General features: G+C 65.6%; 23 protein-coding genes and 1 tRNA gene. 10 read left to right on the plus strand and 14 right to left on the minus strand.

All coding sequences use genetic code 11. The annotated features are described in order from the left end of the window. Window positions 1-15: 15 nt before the first annotated feature. From PKB_RS20525 to PKB_RS20535, 3 genes are all read right to left on the minus strand, one after another. Entirely contained in the window at window positions 16-228 is a 213-nt protein-coding gene (locus PKB_RS20525) for a hypothetical protein (RefSeq protein WP_043254034.1), read from the minus strand. A gap of 74 nt (window positions 229-302) precedes the next feature. Continuing rightward, the gene (locus PKB_RS20530) at window positions 303-1,073 is read right to left on the minus strand and encodes an RES family NAD+ phosphorylase (protein ID WP_043254037.1); all 771 of its coding nucleotides are present in this window, start codon (window positions 1,071-1,073) and stop codon (window positions 303-305) included. Beyond that, window positions 1,074-1,442, minus strand: a complete 369-nt coding sequence (locus PKB_RS20535) for an MbcA/ParS/Xre antitoxin family protein (protein WP_043254039.1) — start codon at window positions 1,440-1,442, stop codon at window positions 1,074-1,076. It lies immediately after the preceding gene. Between the two features lie 218 nt (window positions 1,443-1,660). On the opposite strand from PKB_RS20535, the gene PKB_RS20540 reads away from it, so the two are divergent. Further along, window positions 1,661-2,065 carry an RcnB family protein gene (locus PKB_RS20540; RefSeq protein ID WP_043254042.1) on the plus strand — a complete coding sequence of 135 codons (405 nt, stop codon included), beginning with the start codon at window positions 1,661-1,663 and terminating at the stop codon, window positions 2,063-2,065. Window positions 2,066-2,077: 12 nt separating this feature from the next. Here PKB_RS20540 and PKB_RS20545 read toward each other — a convergent pair whose 3' ends face one another. Further along, window positions 2,078-2,500: a hypothetical protein gene (locus tag PKB_RS20545; protein ID WP_043254045.1), complete on the minus strand. Its 423-nt coding sequence runs from the start codon at window positions 2,498-2,500 to the stop codon at window positions 2,078-2,080. Window positions 2,501-2,627: 127 nt separating this feature from the next. Here PKB_RS20545 and PKB_RS20550 point away from each other — a divergent pair, with 127 nt between their 5' ends. The 3 genes from PKB_RS20550 to PKB_RS20560 all read left to right on the plus strand — a co-directional run bounded on the left by PKB_RS20550 (window position 2,628) and on the right by PKB_RS20560 (window position 3,936). Then, on the plus strand, window positions 2,628-3,098 hold the full coding sequence (locus PKB_RS20550; RefSeq protein WP_043254047.1) for a GreA/GreB family elongation factor: 471 nt from the start codon (window positions 2,628-2,630) through the stop codon (window positions 3,096-3,098). A 69-nt stretch (window positions 3,099-3,167) separates the two neighbouring features. After that, on the plus strand, window positions 3,168-3,509 hold the full coding sequence (locus PKB_RS20555) for a carboxymuconolactone decarboxylase family protein (protein WP_043254049.1): 342 nt from the start codon (window positions 3,168-3,170) through the stop codon (window positions 3,507-3,509). Window positions 3,510-3,564: 55 nt separating this feature from the next. Continuing rightward, the gene (locus tag PKB_RS20560; protein ID WP_043254051.1) at window positions 3,565-3,936 is read left to right on the plus strand and encodes a hypothetical protein; all 372 of its coding nucleotides are present in this window, start codon (window positions 3,565-3,567) and stop codon (window positions 3,934-3,936) included. Here the strand turns inward: PKB_RS20560 and PKB_RS20565 are convergent. The 6 genes from PKB_RS20565 to dapA form a co-directional block, all read right to left on the minus strand. Next, on the minus strand, window positions 3,924-4,979 hold the full coding sequence (locus PKB_RS20565) for a diguanylate cyclase (protein WP_043254053.1): 1,056 nt from the start codon (window positions 4,977-4,979) through the stop codon (window positions 3,924-3,926). The genes PKB_RS20560 and PKB_RS20565 overlap by 13 nt on opposite strands. Window positions 4,980-5,123: 144 nt before the next feature. Beyond that, a tRNA-Ser gene (locus PKB_RS20570) sits at window positions 5,124-5,213 on the minus strand. Between the two features lie 94 nt (window positions 5,214-5,307). Next, window positions 5,308-6,018, minus strand: coding sequence for a phosphoribosylaminoimidazolesuccinocarboxamide synthase (purC, locus tag PKB_RS20575; protein WP_043254055.1), 711 nt, complete (start codon window positions 6,016-6,018; stop codon window positions 5,308-5,310). Window positions 6,019-6,047: 29 nt separating this feature from the next. Further along, the gene (locus PKB_RS20580) at window positions 6,048-6,806 is read right to left on the minus strand and encodes an MBL fold metallo-hydrolase (RefSeq protein WP_043254056.1); all 759 of its coding nucleotides are present in this window, start codon (window positions 6,804-6,806) and stop codon (window positions 6,048-6,050) included. Next, window positions 6,745-7,944 carry an outer membrane protein assembly factor BamC gene (gene bamC / locus PKB_RS20585; RefSeq protein WP_043254058.1) on the minus strand — a complete coding sequence of 400 codons (1,200 nt, stop codon included), beginning with the start codon at window positions 7,942-7,944 and terminating at the stop codon, window positions 6,745-6,747. The genes PKB_RS20580 and bamC overlap by 62 nt, the downstream gene beginning before the upstream one ends. 14 nt (window positions 7,945-7,958) lie before the next feature. Then, window positions 7,959-8,837: a 4-hydroxy-tetrahydrodipicolinate synthase gene (dapA, locus tag PKB_RS20590; RefSeq protein ID WP_043254059.1), complete on the minus strand. Its 879-nt coding sequence runs from the start codon at window positions 8,835-8,837 to the stop codon at window positions 7,959-7,961. A 171-nt stretch (window positions 8,838-9,008) separates the two neighbouring features. Between dapA and PKB_RS20595 the strand changes: the two genes are divergently transcribed. Together PKB_RS20595 and PKB_RS20600 are read left to right on the plus strand one after the other, a co-directional pair. Next, entirely contained in the window at window positions 9,009-9,566 is a 558-nt protein-coding gene (locus PKB_RS20595) for a glycine cleavage system transcriptional repressor (protein WP_043254060.1), read from the plus strand. Window positions 9,567-9,579: 13 nt separating this feature from the next. Continuing rightward, complete coding sequence (locus PKB_RS20600) at window positions 9,580-10,053, plus strand: peroxiredoxin (protein WP_043254061.1); 474 nt, start codon at window positions 9,580-9,582, stop codon at window positions 10,051-10,053. A gap of 48 nt (window positions 10,054-10,101) precedes the next feature. Here the strand turns inward: PKB_RS20600 and PKB_RS20605 are convergent, their stop codons facing one another. Both PKB_RS20605 and PKB_RS20610 read right to left on the minus strand, forming a co-directional pair. After that, complete coding sequence (locus PKB_RS20605; RefSeq protein ID WP_043254062.1) at window positions 10,102-11,181, minus strand: AI-2E family transporter; 1,080 nt, start codon at window positions 11,179-11,181, stop codon at window positions 10,102-10,104. Window positions 11,182-11,228: 47 nt separating this feature from the next. Further along, a complete protein-coding gene (locus tag PKB_RS20610) occupies window positions 11,229-11,468 on the minus strand; it encodes a sulfurtransferase TusA family protein (RefSeq protein WP_043254063.1) in 240 nt (79 codons plus the stop codon). A gap of 216 nt (window positions 11,469-11,684) precedes the next feature. Here PKB_RS20610 and PKB_RS20615 point away from each other — a divergent pair, with 216 nt between their 5' ends. Next, window positions 11,685-13,121, plus strand: coding sequence for a M48 family metalloprotease (locus PKB_RS20615; protein ID WP_043257567.1), 1,437 nt, complete (start codon window positions 11,685-11,687; stop codon window positions 13,119-13,121). Between the two features lie 58 nt (window positions 13,122-13,179). Here PKB_RS20615 and ung read toward each other — a convergent pair whose 3' ends face one another. Beyond that, the gene (gene ung, locus PKB_RS20620) at window positions 13,180-13,878 is read right to left on the minus strand and encodes a uracil-DNA glycosylase (protein WP_043254064.1); all 699 of its coding nucleotides are present in this window, start codon (window positions 13,876-13,878) and stop codon (window positions 13,180-13,182) included. Window positions 13,879-13,949: 71 nt separating this feature from the next. Between ung and PKB_RS20625 the strand changes: the two genes are divergently transcribed. Beyond that, on the plus strand, window positions 13,950-14,819 hold the full coding sequence (locus PKB_RS20625) for an HDOD domain-containing protein (RefSeq protein ID WP_052355341.1): 870 nt from the start codon (window positions 13,950-13,952) through the stop codon (window positions 14,817-14,819). On the opposite strand, the gene PKB_RS20630 is transcribed toward PKB_RS20625, so the two are convergent. Continuing rightward, window positions 14,820-15,701 carry an AraC family transcriptional regulator gene (locus tag PKB_RS20630; RefSeq protein WP_043257571.1) on the minus strand — a complete coding sequence of 294 codons (882 nt, stop codon included), beginning with the start codon at window positions 15,699-15,701 and terminating at the stop codon, window positions 14,820-14,822. Window positions 15,702-15,847: 146 nt separating this feature from the next. On the opposite strand from PKB_RS20630, the gene PKB_RS20635 reads away from it, so the two are divergent. Further along, complete coding sequence (locus PKB_RS20635; RefSeq protein ID WP_043254065.1) at window positions 15,848-17,011, plus strand: isobutyryl-CoA dehydrogenase; 1,164 nt, start codon at window positions 15,848-15,850, stop codon at window positions 17,009-17,011. A 132-nt stretch (window positions 17,012-17,143) separates the two neighbouring features. After that, the gene (locus PKB_RS20640; RefSeq protein WP_043257573.1) at window positions 17,144-17,962 is read left to right on the plus strand and encodes an enoyl-CoA hydratase; all 819 of its coding nucleotides are present in this window, start codon (window positions 17,144-17,146) and stop codon (window positions 17,960-17,962) included. The last annotated feature ends 8 nt before the right edge of the window (window positions 17,963-17,970 follow it).

Raw genomic sequence — 17,970 nt, forward strand, 5'->3', positions numbered from 1 at the left:
CTTTTCCGGGGCGTTTCAGACGTACTGGCGAGAGCCTCGGCGGCGCTCGACGACAGGCGTCGACGGCGGTTTGTGCCAGGGTGGTGCAACATCGCAGAGCGACAGGCGAACGCGCTCGAACATGCGCTGCGCGGCAAGCTTGCTCGAGTACTGGAAGAAGAACTGCTGATTCAGGTAGACGCGCCATTGCTGACGGTCATGGGGATGGGCTTCCAGGCGGACATCCATGGCGGCGCTCCTTGCTGGCCAGCCCTATAAGCTAAACCCTTCAGACTGCTCCTACAGCGGAGGACGACAAACGGTCAGGCCGGGTACGGCAGTCGTCCATCCACCAGGAATGTCTCGCGCGGGAACAACCGCGGCGCATCCGGCACCTGCGCCTGCTTATAGGCCACATAGTCGCCCGTGGTTTCGCACAGCCAGGGCTGCAAGTTGCGCGGGCGCCGATCGACGAAGGCCGACGGCGCGAACAGCGCCGCATTGAGTCCACCCAGCGGACAACGCGCCGAACGATACTCGAACGCCTCGACCCCGGCACCGCGCATCGCACTGCCCAGGCCCTGGGTCAGCCCGTAGTCCTGCCGATCTTCCAGCTTCGCAGCATGTTCGGCGAAGGGCGCCTGTTGCAGGCGCACACCCCGCTGCACCTGGAAACGCGCCTCGAAGGACGCATGTTCGGAAAGAATGCGTCCGCTGGGCGGCGGGCTGCTCATGCCCTCCCACAGCACGAAGCGGTAATAGGCGCCTTCGGCCATCGCGGTTTCCAGGCGCAGGGCGGCGTAGAACAGGCTCGGCTCGTGGCGCCGACCGAAGCGTGAACCCCAGCGCAGCGGCGGATAGCGGAACGGTGTCTTGAGCAGGTAATGCAGATCCGTAGTCGTCTGCGGCAGGCGCGGCTTGCTGGTTTCGATCAGTTCCTCGAGCAGCGCCTGCTCCTCGAGGGTATCCACCAATTGCAGGGTCGCGACCTGCTCCTGGCTTTCCACCAGGCGCACCAGCTTGCCGCGCAGCGGCGTGATCGTCTGCTCGCCCTGGCAACGCCGCCAGAGCTCGGCGCCCGCGTCGGAAGCCATTCAGACTTTGCCCCGAATGGCGTCGAGGTATTCCACCACCTGTACCAGGCCCTGCACCTGTTCCATGAGCTGCAGCGGCACGCCGCCCAGGTGATGGTTGTCGGTGCGCAGGAAGTGGCGCATGTCCTCAAGGTTGCCGCCGAACAAGGCAAACAGCGCGCGATAGATACGCACCAGCAGCAGCGCCAACTCGCCGGTCTTGCTGTTGACCCGCAGGCCAGCGCCCTTCCAGCGGCTCACCGCGCTGCGGTCCACACCGACGATATCGGCCAGCTCCTGCTGGGTCATGCCCAGTTGCTCGCGGGCAGCCAGAACGGCCTTGGCAAGAACGATGTCGGGCGACGGACTGTCCTGGATCAGGGCACTCATGGCGCGCGCCTCCTTGGTGAAATTTCATCATTTATATCACACAAAGTGATATTTCCACAGAACGTGAAATGAGCCGAAGCCTGCGTCTTTACCCGACCTTTACCACTGCTTGGCGTTTCTTGACGGGCCTGCGCAGTCAGAGTTTGCAACCGCGCGGCAATCGCTCGACGCGGACGCGACCCGATGAACGCGCCGGACCGGCGCTCCAGGAGCCCAACATGAAAAAGACTCTCGCCCTGCTCTGTGCCGCCCTTGCCCTGGCCGGCCCGCTGAGCAGCTTCGCCCAACCGGGCCCGGATCGAGGCCCCGACCATCGCCCGCCGGGCTACGGTCAACCGCCGAAGCCGGGCCATGACCACGGCCGCTCCGGCCATGCGGACCCGCGCTACTACCGCGATCCGCATTACCAGCCGCGCCCCGGCATGCCGGTGCCGCATCGGGAGTGGCGCAGGGGGTGGGTGGTGCAGCCGGTCTACCGTAGCGACCGCTACTGGGTCACCGACTGGCACGCGCGCCATCTGTATGCACCGCCGCGCGATCATCGCTGGCTGTACGTCAACGGCGACTACGTGCTGATCGCGATCGCCACCGGCGCGGTGGTCAGCGTACTCGCCGGCTATTGATGCCGGCTCGGCTCAGGCGGTGGCGCTCAGCAGCGAGCCGGCGCCGCCGCCACCTTTCTGAAGCGCCTGGACGAGCGCTGCGGCGGTCGTCTGCAGCGCTGCACTGGTACTGGCGATGCGGCTCTGAATCGCCATCAACGCGGCGGTGCGCTCGGCATCGGACGAATAGTGTCGCGCCTGGGCGGCGGACAGTTCTTGCTGCTCCTGCTGGAGCTGCTTCTGCAGTTCCTTGAGGCGCTTCTGCAGTTGCTGCACGGTAGTGGACGAGCCGCCCGCCGAGGCACTGCCGCTTGCGGCGGAAGAGCGGCCAGTAGGCACGGCCTGGCGCGTCGTAGTCTCGTCCTTGGCGGTGTCAGCCATTCCCGCGCCATTACCTGACGAGGCGTTGGTGGAGACCGAGATCACATAGTTCGAGCTAGATGGAGACACAATCATGTCCGGGTTCCTTTTCCGGGTATGCAGCCTGCTATCGACCGGCACGGGGAAATCTTGAGATGCGGATTCGCCCGCGCCGGCGAAAGCCACTACGATAGGCGCCCTTTCCGCCCCGCTCGCCGCCGCCATGGACAAGAAACGCGTCTACCAGTTGATCCTCGACCGCCTCGAAGCCGACCTGGACATCGCCGTGGGCGCTGCCCGTACTGCCCACGAGGCCGCCACTCACGAGGAAAACGTCGCCGAAAACAAGTACGACACGCTCGGCCTGGAGGCCGCCTACCTGGCCGCCGGGCAATCGCGCCGTGTCGAGGAGATCCGCCAGGCCCTGGCGCGCTTCCAGAACCTGGTACTGCGCGACTTCGACCCGGACCAGGGCGTGCAGACCAGCGCGCTGGTGCAGCTGGCAGATCAGGACGACCGCCTTATGTGGCTGTTCCTCGGCCCGGACGCCGCCGGTCTGAAGGTGGCGCTGGATGGCCAGGAGATCCTCGTCATCAGCCCGCGCTCGCCACTGGGTGGCGCCCTGCTCAATCACCAGCCGGGCGACGAGTTGCAGGTGGGCAAGCAGGTCTACGAAATCCTCGACGCCAGCTGACCTGGCCGGCGCACCCATCGACGCCGGACTACGCTGCATGCTCCGATCCCGAAGAAAGGAGCTGCCGCCATGCTGTTCAACTGGTCCGAATACGTTCCCGCGGTGAAGAAAGCCTTCGGCGCCCTGGGCAAGAAGCATCCAAAAATGATCGCCGCCTACCAGGCGCTGGATGCCGCCGCGGCGGACGGCGATGCGCTGGACGCCAAGACCCGCGAACTCATCTCCCTGGCCGTGGCCATCACCACTCGCTGCGACGGTTGCATCGGGGTGCATGCAGAGGCTGCACGCAAGGCCGGCGCGAGCGAAGCGGAAGTGGCGCAGGCACTTGCCACGGCCATCGCCATGAACGCGGGCGCGGCCTATGTCTACTCGCTGCGCGCCCTGGAGGCGTACGAATCTTCCGCCGGTTGATGCCGTCGGCGGAAATGCGCTATCAGTGGCGGCTTACCCTCTGACGTGAGCCGCCATGTCCACACCTGGATTCAGCACCTGGAAACTGGCCCTCGGCATTGCCGCCGGCATCTGGCTCGGCTTCGCTGCCGTAGCCCTCAGCTGCGCCCTGCTCTATCGCTACCTGCCCCAGGCTCCGGCCGAAGTCGCGAAGCGCGTGCTGCCAGCGCCAGCACCCGCGCGCCCCACCGCCGAAGACGCCAACGCGGCCATGTTCCAGCAATACCTTGAGAGCCAGCGCAAGCTGCAGGCCGAGCAGAATCAGAAGGTCGAGCAGAGCGAACGCGACAAGCGCTTCAACAGTGCGCCCTGCCAATTCTGGCGCCAGCAGTACCAGGCCGATCCCAGCGAGAAGAACCGCGTGAAGATGGACGCTTACTGCGGCTGAGCCTCTGGCTTGCCGAGCACCACCTGGTCGCGCCCCTGGTTCTTCGCCTGGTACAAGGCGCGGTCGGCCTCGTTGAGCCAAGCGCAGGCGTCCACCTGGTAGGGGCTGTAGGAGGCGACGCCGATGCTCAGGCTCACCATCAGCTCCGGATACAGTTCGAAGCGCACCTTGGCGAAGTTCTGCCGCAGGCGCTGCATCACTTCCACCGCCAGGGACTGCGTGGTGCCGGGGAGGATCACGCAGAACTCGTCGCCGCCGTAGCGGCCGGGCGTGTCCGTATCGCGCAGCGTATGGGTCAGGACGCGGCTGAGCTCGGCGATAACCATGTCACCCAGCACGTGCCCGTAGGTGTCGTTGACGTTCTTGAAGCGGTCGATGTCGATGAGTGCGATGCTGGAGCGGGTGTGCTGCTGGCGGCAGCGCTGGAACTCGCTTTCCAGCTGGTCCATCCAGCTGCCGTGGTTGAGCAGCCCGGTCAGGCTGTCGGTGCGACTCACCGCGCGCAAGGCCTTCTTGTGCTCGGAGAGACGCTTGGCCAGGCTGAAACTGCCCCCGCCGACCGCCAGCGGATAGATCACCAGCATTGGCAGGCAGGCGTACACCTGCAGCGGAGTCGCCACGGAGATGAAGGTGAAGCCGAAGAGCGCCACGGCGAGCGACAGGCCGAGCAGTTGCGCCAGGCTGCCGAGCAGGAAGAAGCGCAGTCCGCCGGCAGCGATGTTGTCCATCGCCATCATCGACAGGATGGTCACGCTAGGCAGCGGATTGAGCTGCATGGCGCCGGCCCAGAAGCCGCCGAACAGCGAGTCCAGCAAGAGGTTGCGGCGCTCGGCCTGGTACGGTTGCCGAGAATGGCGCGCCAACTGATAGGCCAGATGCGGCCAGAGAAATCCGTTGAAAACCAGCAGCCCCCAGCCCCACAGGGGCATCCCCAGCGGCTGTAGCGCAGCGGCCACACAGAAGAAGCCGATACCCAGCCCAACGGTGCGCGGCGGGTAGATGCGCCGAGCGAATGACAATCCCTTTCCGACTGCTGATCCCATTTCCGGCCTTGATCTGGAGTTCACACCGGGAACGCTAGCAGATCGCCATTACCACGCCTACCTGCTGGCATTCCCTAGAGACTCCCCCAGAAAAGACAAAACCCCTGAAACGCTAGGCATTTCAGGGGCTCTGGCCATATGTAATGGCGGAGAGATAGGGATTTGAACCCTAGGAGCCATTGCTGACTCAACGGATTTCGAATCCGTCCCGTTCGACCACTCCGGCATCTCTCCGTGCGGCGCGCATGATACCAGCTTGATTGCAGAACGCGAAGCTTTCTTTTGGAAATTTTCGCGTTCTTTCAGTCGCTTGCGCGCTTTGAACAGGTTAGAGCGGAACGCCGAGGCGTTGCGCGACTTCCTCGTAGGCTTCGATCACGTCGCCCAGGCCTTGGCGGAAGCGGTCCTTGTCCATCTTCTTGCGGGTTTCCTTGTCCCACAGGCGGCAGCCGTCCGGACTGAACTCGTCGCCAAGGACGATCTGGCCGTGGAACACGCCGAACTCCAGCTTGAAGTCGACCAGCAGCAGGCCGGCGTCGTCGAAGAGCTTGTTCAGCACTTCGTTGACCTTGAAGGAGTAGGCCTTCATCTGCGCCAGTTGCTCGAGGGTCGCCCAGCCAAAGGCCTGGACGTGGGATTCGTTGATGAAGGGGTCGCCCAGGGCGTCGTTCTTCAGGAACAGCTCGAAGGTCGGCGGCGTCAGCTGCAGGCCCTCTTCCACACCCAGGCGGCGCACCAGGCTGCCGGCGGCGTAGTTGCGCACTACGCACTCGACCGGAATCATCGCCAGCTTCTTCACCAGCACCTCGTTGTCCGACAGCAGTTTGTCGAACTGGGTGGGAATGCCGGCTTCTTCCAGCTTCTGCATGATGAAGGCGTTGAACTTGTTGTTCACCATGCCCTTGCGATCCAGCTGCTCGATGCGCTTGCCGTCGAACGCCGAGGTATCGTTGCGGAACAGCAGGACGAGGCGGTCGGCGTCGTCGGTGGTGTAAACCGATTTGGCCTTGCCGCGATAAAGTTCTTCGCGTTTTTCCATGATGGGCTCCGCTTGCTAGGTTGATGGGGTCAGGCGATCTCGCGCCAGTCGAGCCCCGAATGCTGATCGGCTACCTGCAGCCAGTCCGGGTCGCACCCGAGGGTGTCGACGAAACATTGCCGGGCCAGCTGCGGCGTGTTGTTCTTTTCGCTGAGGTGGGCCAGCACCAGGTGCTGCAGCCCTTCCCAGTCCAGCGCCGCGACCAGGTCGGCGGCCTGCTGGTTGTTCAAGTGTCCCCACTGGCCGCCCACGCGGGCCTTCAGCGGGTAGGGATAGGGACCACGGGCGAGCATCTCGCTGTCGTGGTTGGCCTCGACCACCAGCGCATCCAGGCCACGATAGCACTCCAGCACTTCGGCGGTGACGCTCCCCAGATCGGTCAACTGACCGAATCGCCGCCGACCATCGGAAAGCACGAACTGCAAGGGCTCGCGGGCATCGTGGGCGACGCCGACGGCGGTGATTTCCATGTCCTTGATCTGCAGACGCTGACCGGCCGTCAACAGCCCGGCGGGCTCCAATGGCTTGCGCAGTCCCTGCAGGGTTCCGGCGCTGAGGTAGACGGGTATCCGGTGGTGCCGGGCGAGCAATTCGACGCCATGCACATGATCGGCGTGTTCGTGCGTGACCAGGATCGCGTCCAGCTCGCCGGGTTCGATACCCAGGCGAGCCAGTCGCTTGACGGTTTCACGCAGCGGAAAGCCGCAATCGATCAGGACGCGGGCGTCAGAACTTCTCACCAAGGCCGAATTGCCCCGGCTTCCGCTCCCCAGGACCGCGAAGTGCATCACGCATGCTCTCTTGAATTTTTTCCAGCACGTTCTGCGCAACATCGGTCGGCGCGGAGGTGTTGATGTCCTTGTCGAGGGTTACCTGCACGGTGTTGTTCACACTGGTCAGGCGGACCTGGTAGCGCTGGGCCTTCTTCTCTTCCTCGGCCTTGGCCTTCTCTTCGCTGGCGCCGAACAGGCGGCTGAAGAAGCCGGGCTTCTTCTCTTCGTCGAGCTTCTTCGCACCTTCGGCGACGTTCACGTAGTACACGCCGAGGCTGCGGTTGATGTCGTCTACGCGAACGTCGGCCTTGTCCAGAGCGCGGCCGACGCTGACCCAGGCGCGGTCGAAGTCGGAGTCGATGGTCAGCATCGGGTTGCCGTTGCCGTCCTTGTCCAGAACTACGCTGCCGGGGGTGTCGAAGGTGGAGTGCGCAGCCAGCAGGGAAACCGAACCGCCTTTCTCCGAGGTGGTGGCCATGTTGGCCAGCATTTCGTCGAGCAGAGCGGCATCGAGTGCCGGGACGACCGGCTTGCTCGGCCAGTCCTGGCTGGCATTGCTGCCGGCCGGACGGGTTTCACTGAGCACGTAGACTTCGCTGGTGTTGGTCTGCACGCCCGGTTCGATGCGCACGCGAACGCGCGCCTCGCTGCTCGGGTCGATGCCAGCCACGCGGCTGCTCAGGCGACGGGACAGCGAGGCGGACAGCGAGGTCAGCGGCTGCCAGCGGGTGGTGAACTCGCCGGTCTGCGGTTTTTCCTCGGCGAAGGCGAAGCCGTTGTCCTGGTAGAACTGGTGGGCGACCGGCCAGACTTCCGCCGGCGGGCGCTGGGCGATCAGCCACCGCGAATCGCCGCTCTTCTGCAGGCTGTAATCGCTGGAGCTGGCGCCGGTAGTGGCCAGAGCCACCGGGCGCGGCACCTCGAACTCACCGGCCTTCTCGTGGCTGTCGGCGACGTTCATTGGAATCGGCAGCAGCGGGTCCAGAGGCTTGGTATGCAAGCCTTCCGGCACCTTCATCGGTGCGGTTTCGCGGGAATCCAGGTAATCGGTGCCGCGGTCGCGGAAGTAGCCATCCTTGCCCCACAACCAGCTGCAGCCGGTTGTGTTGCCAATGATCAGGGCGAGCGCGGTCAGTCCTGCCAGTCGCTTCATGCAATCGCTCTCCGTCAGGCCAGAATGCCGGTCTGGCGCATGGCCTGACGCAGCGGTTCCTGGCAACGCGAGCTGAGCCAGGTCAGCGGCAGACGGATGCCCTCGGGGATCAGGCCCATCTCGTGCAGGGCGAATTTCACCGGAATCGGGTTGGATTCGATGAACAGCGCCTTGTGCAGCGGCATCAGACGGTCGTTGATCGCACGGGCGGCAGCGGCGTCGCCACGCATGGCGGCGGCGCACAGGTCGCTCATGGCGCGCGGGGCGACGTTGGCGGTCACCGAGATGTTGCCCTTGCCGCCCATCAGCATCAGCTCGACGGCGGTGGCGTCATCGCCGGAGTAGACCAGGAAATCCTTGCCGACGCGGTCCAGGACTTCCTTGCCGCGCTGCAGGTCGCCGGTGGCTTCCTTGATACCGATGATGTTCGGCACCTTGGACAGGCGCTCGACGGTCTCCGGCAGCATGTCGCAGGCGGTACGGCCCGGCACGTTGTAGAGGATCTGCGGGATGGCCACGGCTTCGGCGATGTGGCGGAAGTGCTGGTACAGGCCTTCCTGGGTCGGCTTGTTGTAGTACGGGGTGACCAGCAGGCAGGCATCGGCGCCGCCGCTCTTGGCCGCCTCGGTCAGCTCGACCGCCTCGCGGGTGGAGTTGGCGCCGGTACCGGCGATCACCGGGATGCGACCATTGACCTGGTCGACGACGCGGCGGATGACCTCGAGGTGTTCGTTCACATCGAGGGTCGCCGATTCACCCGTGGTGCCGACTGCAACTATGGCGTTGGTGCCTTCCTGCAGGTGGAAGTCCACCAGCTTGGCGAGGCTGTCCCAATCCAGTCGACCCTGAGCATCGAAGGGGGTGACCAGCGCCACCATACTGCCCGCAATCATGCAACCGCTCCTGCCGGAAAAAGAAAGCCGTAATGGTACTGGGGCCACCTGCCTTGCACAAGCTGAGCGCGGCGTCCGGCGCATACCGGACATTCCCCTTGCGGCCGCTTTTCGCTACCCTTTCCCCTTTGTCGACGCGGCCCCTTCGGTCGCCCATCCCAGGAAAGCTGCATGTCCGCCTCCCACCCCCGTGAACAATTCCTCCTGATCAGTGCCCTGGGGCCCAACCCCATGGAGCTGACCAGCGTGCTCTGCCGCACCTGCATCGACAACCGCTGCTCGGTCATCAGCAGCCGCCTGACCCGCCACGGCGAGTTCAGCGCGCTTGTTCTGCAGGTCTCCGGCAGCTGGGACGCCCTGGCCCGCCTGGAAGGCGGCCTGCCGGCGCTGGCCAAGCGCCATGGATTCACCCTCAGCGTGACCCGCAGCAACGCCCACGTGACCCGCGCCCAGGCCCTGCCCTACGTGGCCTATGTCAGCGCGGTGTACCGCCCGGACATCCTCAACGAGCTGTGCCAGTTCTTCATCGACCACAACATCGAGCTGGAGAACCTGACCTGCGACACCTACCAGGCGCCGCACACCAACACCAGCATGCTCAACGCCACCATCACCGTGACGTTGCCGGCCGGCACCCAGATCAGCTGGCTGCGCGACCAGTTCCTCGACTTCGCCGATGCACTGAACCTCGACGCGCTGATCGAACCCTGGCGCCCGCAGCACCCGTAAGGAGAAGCACCGCATGGCCGTTGAACTCAACAAACCCGTCGCCGACTTCCAAGCTGCTGCCACCAGTGGCCAGCAGGTGCAACTCTCGGCGCTGAAGGGCCAGCAGGTAGTGCTGTACTTCTATCCCAAGGACAGCACCCCCGGCTGCACCACCGAAGGCCAGGGCTTCCGCGACCAGATCGAGGCCTTCGCCAAGGCCAACACGGTGATCTTCGGCGTCTCCCGCGACGGCCTGAAGTCCCACGAGAACTTCAAGGCCAAGCAGTGCTTCCCCTTCGAACTGATCAGCGACAAGGATGAGGCGCTCTGCCAGCTGTTCGACGTGATCAAGCTGAAGAAGCTCTACGGCAAGGAATACATGGGCGTCGACCGCAGCACCTTCCTGATCGACGCCAAGGGCGTGTTGCGTCACGAGTGGCGCGGGGTCAAGGTGCCCGGCCACGTCGATGCCGTGCTCGCCGCCGCGCAGGAACTGGCCAAGGCCTGATCTTCCGCCGCACCATGAAAAAGGCCGCTTTCCAGCGGCCTTTTCCGTTTACATCAGCGGGCTGACCTGCGGCTGCAGCTCCGGCTGCTTCGGCCAGGCGTCCAGCACCGCCTTCACCAGGGTCGCCAGGGGGATGGCGAAGAACACGCCCCAGAAGCCCCACAAGCCGCCGAACAGCAGCACCGCGCAAATGATCGCCACCGGGTGCAGGTTCACCGCCTCGGAGAACAGCAGCGGCACCAGCACGTTGCCGTCCAGCGCCTGGATCACCGCGTGGGCCACCATCAGGTAGATGAACTGGTCGCCCCAGCCCCACTGGAACAACCCGATCAGCGCCACCGGCACGGTCACCACCAGCGCGCCTATATAAGGCACCACCACCGACAGGCCCACCAGCAGGGCCAGCAGCGCGGCGTAGTTCAGGCCGAGCACGACAAAGGCGACGTAGCTGGCGGCGCCGGTAATGACGATCTCGATGACCTTGCCGCGGATGTAGTTGGCGATCTGCTTGTCCATCTCCACCCAGACCTGCTTCATCAGCCCGCGCTCGCGCGGCAGGTAGCGACGGAACCAGAGCTGGAAGCGCCGGCGGTCCTTGAGGAAGAAGAACACCAGGATCGGCACCAGCACCAGGTAGATCATGGCGTTGACCAGGATCGGCAGGCCCGAGAGGGAGAAGGTCAGCGCCCACTGGCCGAGCTGGCCCAACTCGCTGCGCGCCGTTTCTATCACCTTGAGCACCTGCTCCTCGTTGACCATCTCCGGGTAGCGCTCGGGCAGCATCAGCAGCACCGACTGCCACTCGCCGAGCATGCGCGGCATCTCGTTGACGAGGGTGAACAGCTGCTTCCAGATCAGCGGCACCAGCACCAGCAGGAACAACCCGAGCATTCCCAGGAAGAGCGCGTAGACCAGCCACAGAGCGAACAGCCTGGGCACCCGCAGGCGTTCCAGCTGACCCTGCAGGCCCTTGATCAGGAAGGCCACGACCATGGCCGCGAGCACCGGCGCAAGCATGCTGCCGAAGGCCAGGACGACGGTGAAACCAAGCGCCAGGATGACTGCCAGCACCACCGCTTCCTCGTCGGAAAAGTAGCGCTGCATCCAGCCTTGTAGAACTTTGAGCATCGGGAGTCCTGCGAAATGGAAACGCCCGGGCGCGGGCCCGGGCGGGGTTACTTCTTGCGCAGCCAGTAGCGGTACTGGCCCTGGTCGGCCTCTTCGCGCAGCAGCTGGTGCCCGGCAAGTTCGGCGAAGGCGCGGAAGTCGCGCTGCGAACCGGCGTCGGTGGCGATGACCTTGAGCACCTGACCGCTGGCCAGGCGATTGAGTTCCAGCTTGGCCTTGAGCAGCGGCAGGGGACAATTCAGACCGCTGGCATCCAGCTCGGCGTCACAATGAATATCGGCTGGCATGTCGTGGTCTCCGGGCAAGGCGCCCAAGAATACCGAATCCGTTGGAAAACTGCCCGGCTCGCGCGCACTCGCGTGACCTTAAGCAAACCTTCAGCCCCGAGGCCTAGAAAGGAAGCCGGATCGCTTCCAGCCCCGCCGCGACGCCCCGCCATAACCTAGGCAGTGGCGACAGCCTGCGGCTAAAGTAGTGCCTTTCCCGGAACGAGCCTCATGTACATGAAAGTACTGCGCCCTGCCCTGCTGTCGCTTGCCTGCCTGCTGGCCATGCCCACCGTGGCGGACGACCTGCCGTCCCTGGGCGATTCCAGCTCGTCCATCGTTTCCCAGGAGCAGGAGTTCCAGCTCGGTCGCGCCTGGCTGAGCATGCTGCGCAACCAGGTCGACTCGATCAACGACCCGCAGATCAAGGATTTCGTCGAATCCAGCGTCTATCGCCTGGCCGAAACCAGCGACCTGCAGGACCACCGCCTGGCTTTCATCCTCATCAAGGACCCGCAGATCAACGCCTTCGCCGCACCCGGCGGAGTCATCGGGGTGAACGGCGGCCTGTTCCTCTATGCGCAAACCGAAGGCGAGTACGCCGCGGTACTGGCGCACGAACTGGGTCACCTGATCCAGCGCCACTTCGCCCGCGGCCTGGAAGCGCAGAAACAGATGCAGTTGCCGGTAATGGCAGCGATGCTCGCCGGTATCGTCGCGGCCGCCGCCGGCGCCGGCGATGCCGGCATCGCCACCATCGCCTCGACCCAGGCGGCGGCGATCCAGAACCAGCTGCGCTTCTCCCGGCAGAACGAGCAGGAGGCCGACCGCGTTGGCGTGGTCAACATGGTTCGCGCCGGCTACGATCCGCGCTCCATGCCGACCATGTTCGAGCGCCTGGCGCGGCAGTACCGCTACGACGCCAAGCCGCCGGAATTCCTCCTCACCCACCCGGTCACCGACTCGCGTATCGCCGACACCCGAAATCGTGCCGAGCAATACCCGTCGAGCGGCAAGGAAGACAGCCTGCGCTACCAGTTGATGCGCGCCCGCGTGCAGCTGATCTTCGAGGAAATGCCCGGCATGGCCGGCAAGCGCTTCCGCGCCATGCTCGACGACAATCCCAAGCTCGATGCCGCGCGCTACGGCCTGGCGCTGTCGCAGACCCGCATCGGCCAGCTCAACGAAGCTCGCGCCACCCTGCAACCGCTGCTGGCCAAGGCGCCCAATGAACTGGCCTACAACCTCGCCCAGGTCGACCTGGACATCACCGCGAACAAGCTGAACGACGCCCTCTCCCGCGTGCAGCGCCTGCTGGGCCAGTACCCCGACAGCTACCCGCTGATCCAGGCCCAGACCGACGTGCTGATGAAGCTCAACCGCGCGGCCGACGCCGAGAAGATCCTGATCAAGCTGACCCAGGCCCGCCCGCTCGACCCGGACGTCTGGAGCCGCCTGGCCGACGCCCGCACCATCGACGGCAACGCCATCGGCGTGCACCAGGCGCGCGCCGAGTACCTGGCGCTGACCGGCGACTACCCTTCGGCCATCGAGCAGCTGGACTTCGCCAAGCGCCGCGCCGGCGGCAACTTCACCCTGGCCGCCAAGCTGGATGCTCGCCAGCAGGAATTCCGCGACCAGGAGAAGATCCTCAAGGAAATGATGCGCGGCTAAGCACGGCTCAATGAAAAAGGCGCTGCCGGGCTATCCGGCGGCGCCTTTTTTCATGGTTTCAGCCCAGTGCCGGCAGCGCCCAGTCGATTGGCGCCTTGCCGTGCTGTTCGAGGAACTTGTTGGTGCGGCTGAAATGGCCGTTGCCGAGGAACCCGCGGTAGGCCGAAAGCGGCGACGGATGCGCCGACTTGAGGATCAGGTGCTTCTGCGCGTCGATGAACTTCTGCTTGCCTTGCGCATGCGAGCCCCAGAGCAGGAACACCAGCCCGTCGCACCGTTCGCTGACCACCTGGATCACCCGATCGGTGAATTGCTGCCAGCCGGCATTGGCGTGCGAGCCGGCGCGCGCCTGCTCGACCGTCAGCGAGGTGTTGAGCAGCAGCACGCCCTGCTCGGCCCAGTGCTGCAGGTAGCCGTGCGCGGGGATGGGGATGTTCAGGTCGCGCTGCAGCTCCTTATAGATGTTCTGCAACGACGGCGGCGTCGGCACGCCCGGCTGCACCGAAAAGCACAGCCCGTGGGCCTGGCCCGGTCCGTGGTAAGGGTCCTGGCCGATGATCACCACCTTGATCCGGTCCAGCGGCGTCGAGTTGAGCGCGTTGAAGATCAGCGGCCCCGGCGGGTAGATCACCTTGCCGGCGGCTTTCTCACTGCGTAGGAATTCGCTCAGCTCATGCATATAGGGCTTGTCGAATTCGTCGCGCAGGGCTTCCTTCCAGCTTGCTTCCAGTTTGATACGATCGTCGCTCTCGGTCATGGGACACCTGATGAAACATGGCCGGCGCACCCTAGAAAAGCCCGACCCCCTTGTCAATCCGGCAGGCCGACATGGAAAACGCGGAAAACCCGCCCAAGCCGATGAGCGCCGAAGCCATGCGCTTCGCGCTATACAACCGTTTCCTGAAAGGCGAGGCGAAGATCCCGCAGATGCCCGAGGCCTATCTTCGCGTGCGCCGCCTGCTGGCCGACCCGAAAGCCTCGCTGGAGCAACTGGCGCAGACGATCAAGGCCGACCCGCCGCTGGCCGCCTACCTCATGCAGTTCGCCGACAGCCCGCTGCTGCGCGGCACCCGCCCCGGCGCGCCGCTGCGTGACGTTTTGGCGCGCCTGGGCATCCGCCGCCTGGGCAGCCTCGTAACCGGCTTCGCCATACGCAACCTCTACATCGGCAAGGAGTCGGCCCTGCAGCAGGTGTTCCGCGCCCGCTGGCGAGCCGCCCTCGAACGCGCCGCCTACAGCGCGGCGCTGGCACAGCGCTGCGAGCGCGTGGAGATCGACGAAGCCCTGCTTGGCGGCCTGCTGCAGGACGTCGGCAGCCTGCCGCTGCTCGCCGAACTGGAGCGCTGGCCGCAGCAGTCGCGCGAGCAGGATTCGCTGAATCAGCTGTGCGAGTGGCTGTCCGGCGACATAGGCGTGGTCATCATGACCGTCTGGAAGCTGCCCACCAACCTGATCGAATGCGCCCGCCAGCGCACCTGCTGGAGCCGCGAAACGACCGGTGAGATCGACCTGGCCGACCTGGTGCAGATCGCCCACCACCTGCGCAACCCGCAGCTGGCCGACGACGCCCTGGCGAAATTGCCGGCCTTCGCCCGCCTGCGCAGCCTCTGCCCCGCGCTGCCGACCTCGATGGAGCGCCTGCGCGAAGAGCTGGCCGGCGACTTCCAGGGCTGGCGCCAACTGCTCGGCAACCGCTGATCAGCCCTGGTGCAGCGCCCGGTAGTGACTGGGCGCCATGCCCACCACGCGCTTGAACAACCGCGAAAAGTAGTAGGCATCGGCATAGCCGAGCTGCTCGGCGACCTGGCGCACTTCCAGATGCCCCTGGTCGAGCAGGCGGCAGGCATGGGTCATCTTCAAGCGGATGAAATCCTGGATCGGCGCCTGGCCGGTCAGCGCCCGGTAGGTCTTGGCGAAATGGAAACGCGACAAGTGGAACTGCGCAGCCAGCTCGTCGAGGTTGAGCGTCGAATCCAGGTGCTCGCGCATCAGCGCCTGTACCGCTTCGATATCCAGCACCCCGCCTGACTTCAGTCGCGCCCGCACCGGGCGCAGCGCCAGGGACGTGAGCAGGCTTTGCAACAGATGCGCGGCGTGGATGAAGTGCGGCAGGCTCAAGCCCTGGCGACGCAGCGCCAGCAAGGCGTCGAACTCCCCGCGCAGGCGCGGCTGCACGCCGATGCGCAGGCGCGGCGACTTGCCCAGCGGCCGCAGGAACTCCTCGGCCAGCCCGCCTTCCAGGTGTACCCAGAAGATCGACCAGGGCCGCTCGGCGGAAGCGCCATAGGCGTGCGCCTGGCCCTTCGGCAACACCAGCAGGTCGCCAGCCATGACATCGAATCGTCCATCCCCGATCTCCAGCCAACCCTCCCCCGCGCTGCAGTAGATCAGCAGGTGATCGTCAGGGACCTGGCGCTGCATGAGGTGCCCGGACGCCGCCGGGTAGTAGCCCAGGGCGAGCGGATAGCAGGCCTGACCGAGCGGGTGACGGGCCAACGCGCGGCGCAGGCGCGGCGGCGTGATGAAACGGACGCCCTGCTGCGGCAGGGGCCAGGTGGACAGGAGCGGACTGCCGGACATCGCGATCACGACCTCGATAATGCATTGCTCAACACCAAGATCGTCCATCCCGCGAGCAAGATCGTCAATCCACAGCGCCCCCCGGCTCGCGCTATAACCGCAGCAGGCTGTCCCATTTCACAAGAACAAACCGAGGAAGCGCCCCCATGGATTTCGATCTCAGCGAAGAACAGCGCCTGCTGGTGGAAAGCGCCCGCGCCTTCGCCTCTCGCGAACTCGCCCCGCACGCGGCGGACTGGGACCGCGAGCACCACTTCCCGGTAGAGGTGATTCGCCGCGCCGCCGAGCAGGGCTACCTGGGCCTGTACATCGCCGAGGACGACGGCGGCCTGGGCCTGTCGCGGCTCTCCGCCTCGCTGATCTTCGAGCAACTGGCTGCCGGCTGCGTCGCCACCACCGCCTACATGACCATCCACAACATGGCTACCTGGATGCTCGCCTCCTTCGGTGACGCGGCGCTCAAGGAACAGTGGCTGCCCGGCCTGATCGGCGGCGAGCTGCTCGCTTCTTATTGCCTCACCGAACCGGACGCCGGCTCCGACGCCGCGCACCTACGCACCCGCGCTCGCCGCGACGGCGAGGAGTACGTGCTGGACGGCGCCAAGACCTTCATCTCCGGCGCCGGCTCCACCGACGTGCTGATCGTCATGGCGCGCACCGGCGAGGACGGCGCCAAGGGCATTTCCTGCTTCCTGGTGCCGGCCAATGCCGAAGGCGTCCGCTACGGCCGCAACGAAGACAAGATGGGCTGGAAGGCCCAGCCGACCCGTACCATCACCTTCGAGGGCGTGCGTATCCCGGCGGGCAACCGCATCGGCCCGGAAGGCCATGGCTTCGTCTACGCCATGAAGGGCCTGGACGGCGGCCGCCTGAACATTGCCAGCTGCTCCCTCGGCGCGGCACAAGCGGCGCTGGAGCAATCGCTGCGCTACGTCGAGGAGCGCAAGCAGTTCGGCAAGGCCCTGGCCGAGTTCCAGGCCCTGCAGTTCAAGCTCGCCGACATGCTCACCGATCTCACCGCCAGCCGGCAGATGGTGCGCCTGGCCGCGCACAAGCTGGACCACAAGGACGGCGAGGCCACGCTCTTCTGCGCCATGGCCAAGCGTTTCGCCACCGACCGCTGCTTCGCCCTGTGCAACGAGGCGCTGCAACTGCACGGCGGCTACGGCTACCTCAACGACTACCCGCTGGAGCGCTGGGTGCGCGACAGCCGCGTGCACCAGATCCTCGAAGGCACCAACGAGATCATGCGGGTGATAGTCGCCCGCCGCCTGCTCGACCAGGGCGGGATGCTGGATCGCCTGCTGTAACGCTTCCACAGGAAAAAACGCCCACCGCACGGGCGCCAACTGAACAGATCGGACATGGACGCGCGCAACCGCGCCCGCCTAGAGTCCAACGACATACGCCCGCCGAGCGCGGCCATCGATAAGGAGAACGCCATGAGCACCGCCGTCGAACCCTACAAGCCCGGCCTCTTCGACCTGACCCACAAGCTCACCGTGGAGAAGCACGGCCACACCGCGCTGATCACCATCAACCATCCGCCGGCCAACACCTGGGACCGCGACTCGCTGATCGGCCTGCGCCAGCTGGTCGAACACCTGAATCGCGACGACGACATCTACGCCCTGGTGATCACCGGCCAGGGGCCGAAGTTCTTCTCCGCCGGCGCCGATCTGAACATGTTCGCCGATGGCGACAAGGCCCGCGCCCGCGAGATGGCGCGCCGCTTCGGCGAAGCCTTCGAGGCCCTGCGCGATTTCCGTGGCGTGTCCATCGCCGCGATTAACGGCTACGCCATGGGCGGCGGCCTGGAATGCGCCCTGGCCTGCGACATCCGCATCGCCGAGCGCCACGCGCAGATGGCCCTGCCGGAAGCCGCGGTGGGCCTGCTGCCCTGCGCCGGCGGCACCCAGGCGCTGGCCTGGCTGGTCGGCGAAGGCTGGGCCAAGCGCATGATCCTCTGCGGCGAGCGCATAGACGCCGATACCGCGCAACGCATCGGCTTGGTCGAGCAGGTGGTGGACAGCGGCGAGGCCCGCGGTACCGCCCTGCTGCTGGCGTCCAAGGTGGCGCGGCAGAGCCCGGTGGCCGTGCGCACCATCAAGCCGCTGATCCAGGGCGCCCGCGAGCGTGGGCCGAACACCTGGCTGAGCGAGGAGCGCGAGCGCTTCGTCGACCTGTTCGACGCCGACGACACCCGCGAGGGCGTCAACGCCTTCCTCGAGAAGCGCGAGCCGAACTGGCGCAACAAATAAGGAAAGGG

The organism is Pseudomonas knackmussii B13, from assembly GCF_000689415.1.
In the GTDB taxonomy this organism is placed as follows: domain Bacteria; phylum Pseudomonadota; class Gammaproteobacteria; order Pseudomonadales; family Pseudomonadaceae; genus Pseudomonas; species Pseudomonas knackmussii.